General features: G+C 68.7%; 6 protein-coding genes and 1 pseudogene. 3 read left to right on the forward strand and 4 right to left on the reverse strand.

The features are described 5' to 3' along the window. Positions 1-676: 676 nt before the first annotated feature. Positions 677-1838, reverse strand: a pseudogene (locus A6302_RS18745) (DNA methyltransferase). 280 nt (positions 1839-2118) lie between these two features. Between A6302_RS18745 and A6302_RS18750 the strand changes: the two are divergent. The 3 genes from A6302_RS18750 (at position 2119) to A6302_RS25910 (ending at position 4398) form a co-directional block, all read left to right on the forward strand. Continuing rightward, positions 2119-3594: an AMP nucleosidase gene (locus A6302_RS18750; protein ID WP_069308310.1), complete on the forward strand. Its 1476-nt coding sequence runs from the start codon at positions 2119-2121 to the stop codon at positions 3592-3594. A 127-nt stretch (positions 3595-3721) separates the two neighbouring features. Then, positions 3722-4048, forward strand: coding sequence for an HAD family hydrolase (locus A6302_RS25905; RefSeq protein WP_342586307.1), 327 nt, complete (start codon positions 3722-3724; stop codon positions 4046-4048). Next, the gene (locus A6302_RS25910; protein WP_342586308.1) at positions 3988-4398 is read left to right on the forward strand and encodes an HAD-IA family hydrolase; all 411 of its coding nucleotides are present in this window, start codon (positions 3988-3990) and stop codon (positions 4396-4398) included. Before A6302_RS25905 ends, A6302_RS25910 begins: the two co-directional genes overlap by 61 nt. Before the next feature lie 14 nt (positions 4399-4412). Here A6302_RS25910 and A6302_RS18760 read toward each other — a convergent pair whose 3' ends face one another. From A6302_RS18760 to A6302_RS18770, 3 genes are all read right to left on the reverse strand, one after another. Next, positions 4413-4955, reverse strand: a complete 543-nt coding sequence (locus A6302_RS18760) for a chromate transporter (RefSeq protein WP_069308311.1) — start codon at positions 4953-4955, stop codon at positions 4413-4415. Between the two features lie 61 nt (positions 4956-5016). Continuing rightward, positions 5017-5598, reverse strand: a complete 582-nt coding sequence (locus tag A6302_RS18765; RefSeq protein ID WP_169833631.1) for a chromate transporter — start codon at positions 5596-5598, stop codon at positions 5017-5019. Then, on the reverse strand, positions 5595-6428 hold the full coding sequence (locus tag A6302_RS18770; RefSeq protein ID WP_069308312.1) for a CYTH domain-containing protein: 834 nt from the start codon (positions 6426-6428) through the stop codon (positions 5595-5597). Before A6302_RS18770 ends, A6302_RS18765 begins: the two co-directional genes overlap by 4 nt. Positions 6429-6573: the final 145 nt, after the last annotated feature.

The raw sequence follows: 6573 nt of genomic DNA on the forward strand, positions 1-6573 counted from the left end.
GGGAGGTCGGGGGAACGAGTGGCCAGCAAAGCGGCACTCCGTCATCCGCAAGGATGATGTCGGGCAATGGGCTGCAACTGTTTTGTTTCATACGACCTGCTTTTTTAATTTTTTTTGGTATTATCGATCTGTTGGTTACGGGCCCTCCATCGCCGCAAGCGGTGGGGGGCTTTTTCATGACGGGGCAGGCCGGCTTCTTTCAGCCCGGATCCCGGGTCCCTGCAAAAACCTCAAATCCCAACAAAATCGGTCAGGTCAGTCCGGCATCGGGGCGGAAACCGTCATCAGGCAGATCTGGTCGCGGGGGTCTTGGACCTTGCCATCGTCACGGGCACGTACGCCAGTGGCCGTCCGGCCCAACTGCGAGACGGACATCCGCGCACCCGGCCTCGTCCTTCGAGACAGCCCTGCGGGCTTCCTCAGGATGAGACCTTCGACGATTCGTCTGGCTTGAACAAAGGGTTGCTCTTTGCCCTCATCCTGAGGAAGGCGCGAGGCGACTGTCTCGACGGACGAGGGGAAAGCCACCGAAGGGCCCGCCGGTACCCGAGTGCCCGGCAGCGACGGCTCCTCTCCATCGTTTCATGGGCATGAAGGCCGCCTGCGGAGCAGGCAGCATGGCCCCGCGGACGGCATCACGGCCTCTTCTTGGGCCCTGCCCCCATCAAGCCCATCCTCAGCCCGCCAGACCCAGCCCCGCGCGGATGCGGGCGCGCAGGTCGTCGATCGGGCGCGGCACGCCGTCCTGGTTCGCGTGCCAGAAGGTCCAGCCGTTGCAGGCGTCGAGCCCCTGCACATGGGCGCCGATCTTGTGGATCGAACCGGTGGCGCCGGCCGCTTCCAGCGTGCCGTCCGAGCGCACGCAGGCGCGATGGCGGCGCGGGCGTCGGTGAGCACGTCGCCGGGGCTGAGCAGGCCGGCCTCGAGCACCGCGCCGAACGGAATGCGCGGTTCGGACCGCTTCGGGCGTTGCATCTCGAGGCCTTCGGGCGGAACCGGGGTCACGGCGGCGATCCGCTCGCGCGCGGCCTGCGCATAGGCCGGATCCCGCTCCACGCCGACGAAATGACGGCCGAGCCGCTTTGCGACCGCGGCGGTGGTGCCGGTGCCGCTGAACGGATCGAGCACGACATCGCCCGGGTTGGTCGACGACAGCATCACGCGGTAGAGCAGCGCCTCCGGCTTCTGGGTCGGGTGCAGCTTGTCGCCCTCCCCGTTCTTCAGGCGCTCGCCGCCGGTGCAGATCGGCAGCAGCCAGTCGGACCGCATCTGCGTGTCGTCGTTGAAGACCTTCATCGCCTCGTAATTGAAGGTGTAGCCCTTGGAGGCCTGCGAACGCGTCGCCCAGATCATCGTCTCGTGGGCGTTGGTGAAGCGCTTGCCGCGGAAATTCGGCATCGGGTTGGCCTTGCGCCAGACGATGTCGTTCAGAACCCAGTAGCGAGATCCTGCAGCACGGTGCCGACGCGGAAGATGTTGTGGTAGGAACCGATCACCCAGATCGTGCCGTTCGGCTTCAGCACCCGGCGGCAGGCCAGAAGCCAGGCGCGGGTGAAGGCGTCATAGGCCTCGAAGCTCTCGAACTTGTCCCAGTCGTCGTCGACCGCGTCGACCTTCGACTGGTCGGGACGATGCAGGGCGCCCTCTAGCTGGAGGTTGTAGGGCGGATCGGCGAAGATCACGTCCACGGACGCCGACGGCAGCGCCTCCAGCGCCGCGACGCAATCGCCGACGATGATCTGGTCGAGCCAGGCCGGGCGCCCCGTTCCGGCATTTGCCGGTGCAGCTCCGAAGTCGGACCCGGACGGCAAGGCCGCCCGCTGACGCAAAACACTCATGGTCACGAACCTTACGCAGAAACAGGAACCGCCGGGTCACCCGGCCCGAAGTCATCGTGCGGTCTGCATGGTAAATTGCGGGTTAAGCCCCGAACGGAGATTTCTCCGTGTTGTCAATGGTTTGTTTACCACGTTCTCCATGGCGCCGCCCTCGGAGGCAGGTCCTGCCCGCAGGCGCGAGCCGCGCCCGCTGCGCGGGGGCGGATGCAAATGCGGATTTTCGCGCTATACCGACTCCGTGCCGGGGACGAGGTCCGGCGCCGCAACGAGGGGACGCCAGATGACGACACTGCCGGTCCAGACGCCGTTTCCCTTCGAGGATTTCGACGATGCCCACAAGGCGGTCGCGCGGCTGGAAGCGATCTACGACGCCAACACCCGCCACATCCGCGAGGCCTTCGCGGCGGTCGTGGCCGGCGCGGCCGCGCCCGATCGGATCCGCGCCTGCTATCCGGCGGTGCGGCTGATCACCACGAGCTTCACCCACATCGATTCCCGTCTGTCCTACGGCCATGTGCCGGGCCCGGGCGTCTATGCCACGACCCTGTCGCGGCCCGATCTCTTCCACGACTATCTGGTCGAGCAGATCGGCCTCCTGATGCGCAACCACGACGTCTGCGTGGAGATCGGTGAATCCGACGTGCCGATCCCGCTGCATTTCGCGTTCCCGGAGGGCAGCCATGTGGACGGCGCCGCCGTGGAGGCGATGGCGCGTCCGCTGCGCGACATCTTCGACGTGCCGGACCTGTCGATCACCGACGACGCGATCGTCAACGGCACCGCCGACTACAAGCCCGGCGACGTGCTGCCGCTCGCGCCCTTCTCGGCGCCGCGGGTCGACTATTCGCTGCACCGGCTGCAGCACTACACCGCCACGGCGCCGCGCCATTTCCAGAATTTCGTGATCTTCACCAACTACCAGTTCTACGTCGACGAATTCGCCGTGCGCGCCCGCGAGCTGATGGCCGGCGGGACATCGGACTATGTCGCCTTCGTCGAGCCCGGCAACCTCCTGACCCGCTCCGGCGACCGGGCGCCCGTTTCCGGCGAGGCACCGCCGCGCCTTCCGCAGATGCCGGCCTATCACCTCATCCGCCCGGACAGCTCCGGCATCACCCTCGTCAACATCGGCGTCGGCCCGTCCAACGCCAAGACGATCACCGACCATATCGCCGTGCTGCGGCCCCATGCCTGGCTGATGCTCGGCCACTGCGCCGGCCTGCGCAACAGCCAGAAGCTCGGCGACTACGTGCTCGCTCACGGCTATGTGCGCGAGGACCACGTGCTCGACGCCGACCTGCCGGCCTGGGTGCCGATCCCGCCGCTGGCGGAGGTGCAGGTGGCCCTGGAGGAGGCCGTGGAGGAGGTGACGGGCCTGTCGGGCTGGGAACTGAAGCGGATCATGCGCACCGGCACCGTCGCCACCATCGACAACCGCAACTGGGAACTGCGCGACCACCGCGAGCCGGTGCAGCGCTTCTCGCAGTCGCGCGCGGTCGCCCTCGACATGGAATCGGCGACGATCGCCGCCAACGGCTTCCGCTTCCGCGTGCCCTACGGCACGCTGCTGTGCGTGTCCGACAAGCCGCTGCACGGCGAGTTGAAGCTGCCGGGCATGGCCAGCGCCTTCTACCGCACCCAGGTCAGCCAGCATCTGGAGATCGGCATCCGCGCCATGGAACGCCTGCGCGCGATGCCGCCCGAGCGCCTGCATTCGCGCAAGCTGCGCAGCTTCATGGAGACCGCCTTCCAGTAATGCCGTCCCTCCACCCAGCGCGCGGGCGGCCCCGCGCGGTGCAGGGCCGCCCTGCATGGGACGCAGGCCACGGCCCCGCGCTTCGCGCTAATCAGGGCGCCGGAACAGGATCGACGAAGGACCCCAGATGCTCATCATCTTCGACTGCGACGGCGTGCTCGTCGATTCCGAGATCATCGCCGCGCAGGTGAATGCGGCGATGTTCGCCGAGGCCGGCTACCCGATCACCCCCGAGGAGGTGAACGTGCGCTTTGCCGGCCTGCCCGGCCTCGAGATCCAGAAGATCATCGAGGAGGAACTCGGTTACGGCCTGCCCGACGATTTCAAGACCCGCACCGACGCGAGATCGACCGCCGCATCGCCACCGTCAAGGCGATCGAGGGCGTCCACGAACTGCTCGACCGGCTCGACGATGCGCGCTGCATCTGTTCCAACTCGACCAGCGCGCGGCTGAAGCTCTCGCTGGGCGCCACGGCGCTCTACGACCGCTTCAAGCCCTACATCTTCTCGGCCAAGGAAGTGCGGCAGGGCCGCGGCAAGCCGGCGCCCGACGTGTTCCTGCATGCGGCCGAGGTGTTCGGCGTCGCGCCGCACGAGGCGGTGGTGGTGGAAGACTCGGTCCATGGTGCCCAGGGCGCCGTCGCCGCCGGCATGCGCGTGATCGGCTTCACCGGCGCCAGCCATTCGTGGCCGGGCCATGCCGACGCGCTCACCGAGGCGGGGGTGGAGACCGTCGTGCGCCGTCTTGCCGACGTCGCCCCGGTGATCGAGGCGATGAAGGTCTGGGGCGGCTTCGAGGCCTGAAGGGGACGCCCTGCTCAGCCGGCAAGGCCGAGGAACAGGCCGACGACGCCGCCGGCGAGCACCAGCAGCGCCGGATTGACCCGGCGCAGCGCCAGCACCCCGGCAAAGACCGCCACGGCGATCGCCAGCGTCGCCGGGCCGTCGATGGCGGTGCGCGCGATCGCGAGCACGCCCGAGGCCATCAGCCCCACCACCACCGGCGCAAGGCCCCGCTCGACCGCGTCGCGCCAGGGCGAGCCGGCGAAGCGGTTCCACAGCCGGCCGGCGGCAAAGGCGATGGCCGAGGCCGGCAGGAAGAAGCCGGCGAAGGCGGCAAGCGCCCCCGGCAGGCCGGCCACCTGATGGCCGATCACCATCACCATCAGCATGTTCGGCCCCGGCACCACCTGCCCGAGGCCGTAGGCGTCGCGGAAGGCCTCGGCCGTCATCCAGTGGTGGCGGTCGACCACCAGCGCATGGGTCTCCGGCAGCACCGCCGCGCCGCCGCCCACCGCCATCACCGACAGCAGTGCGAACACCGCGAACACGCTGCCCGCGCCGCCCCCCTCCCCGCTCATGGCCGGTCGTCCCGCGCGGGCCGCGCCGCATCCGCGCCGGACCGCCGCGGCCGATGCAGCATCACCGCCAGCGGACCAAGGGTGAGGAGCACCAGCGGCAACGACAGCTGGAACCCGCCGACCGCAACCACCGTGGCAACGGCGATGGCGCCGTCGGCAAGGCCCCGCACCTGCCGCCGGCCGATCTGGACCACGGTGGCCGCCAGCAGCCCGACCGCCGCCGCGCCGACGCGATCAGCACGGCGTTGACGCGCGGATCGGCGGCGTGGGCGGCGTAGAGGGCGGCAAGCCCGATCACGGCCACCGCCCCGGGCAGCACGATGCCGAGAAGCGCGACCATGGCGCCGCGCGGACCGCGCAGGCGGTCACCGACGATCACCGCGAGGTTGGTGGCGTTGAGCCCCGGCAGCGCCTGTGCCACCTCGAGGGCGGACATGAAGCCATCGTCGCCGATCCAGCCGCGACGCGTCACCAGCGCATGGCGCAGATAGGCGACGACGCCGCCGCCGAACGCGGTGGCGCCGACGCCGAAAAAGGCGAGGAACAGGGCGCCGAAGCCGACGCGGCGGACGGGATCCGATGTCGCGGGGGTGGCGGGATCCGATGTCGCGGGGGTGGCGGGCGCCGCCGGGATTCGGCTCATTCGTGCCCGCCCACCGGCCGACCGGCAAAGCCGTAGACGAGCGCGGTCTTGGTCGTGCCGAGCTGGATCCATTCCTCGGTGCCGCGCTGCACGGCGAGGAAGAAGTCGGCGGCGCGCTTCATCGCCTTGCGGCCGATGTCCTCGAGATGCGCGAACCGGGCCTGGAAGGCGAACTCGCCGACCAGCGTGCGCTCGCTCGCCCGGTCGCGCCAGACCGCCACCGTGGCCTTCGCCGTCATGCCCCGGCCGAAGTCGAGCCGGCCGGGAGTCACTTCCACCTCCTCGACGGCGAGGTTGTTGACGAGCGACACCGGCTTTTCCCCGGCGCACAGCGGCGCCAGCGCCGGGAACACGCCGGCGATCCGGTCGAGCCCCTGGTCGAGCACGAGGCCCGGCGTCATCAGCACGCAGTTGTGGGAATAGAGATGGCGGGCGTCGCCGATGCCGCTCGCGAGCGGCAGGATCTCGCACTTGAACTTGATCTTCGCCTCGCCCGACAGCCGCGGCGTCACGTCCACCTTGGCTGCCTCGTCAAGGTCGGGATGGCGGAACTTGAAGGTCAATTCGTGTTCGGGCGCCGGCCAGCCGTCGTCATAGAAGGTGCGCCGGCGCAGGATGAAGGCGTTGCGGTAGAGATCGAAGTCCGGCGTGTCGTAGAACAGCACCTCGCGCACATGGCGCTTGAAGCCGTTCTCCGCCGTCGTCACGCCGATACCGTGGTCGCCGGCAATCCGCACGATCTTGTGCCAGTAGACCTCGAACTGCGAGGGATGGAAGAAGCGTTCCGGCCGCAGCAGGATCTTGTATTCGAGATAGCGTATGTCGTCCAAGCGAGCCCCTCCGGCTCGGGGCGCCGTCTCCGGCCGCCATGCAGCCGCGGCTCTCCGCCCGTCGCCAGGAGAAGGATACTCCTGATCCGTAAACACTTCGACCAATGCAACGATCCAAAAAGCGTGGGTCAATACCATTTGAGAA

This window comes from Methylobrevis pamukkalensis, from assembly GCF_001720135.1.
In the GTDB taxonomy this organism is placed as follows: domain Bacteria; phylum Pseudomonadota; class Alphaproteobacteria; order Rhizobiales; family Pleomorphomonadaceae; genus Methylobrevis; species Methylobrevis pamukkalensis.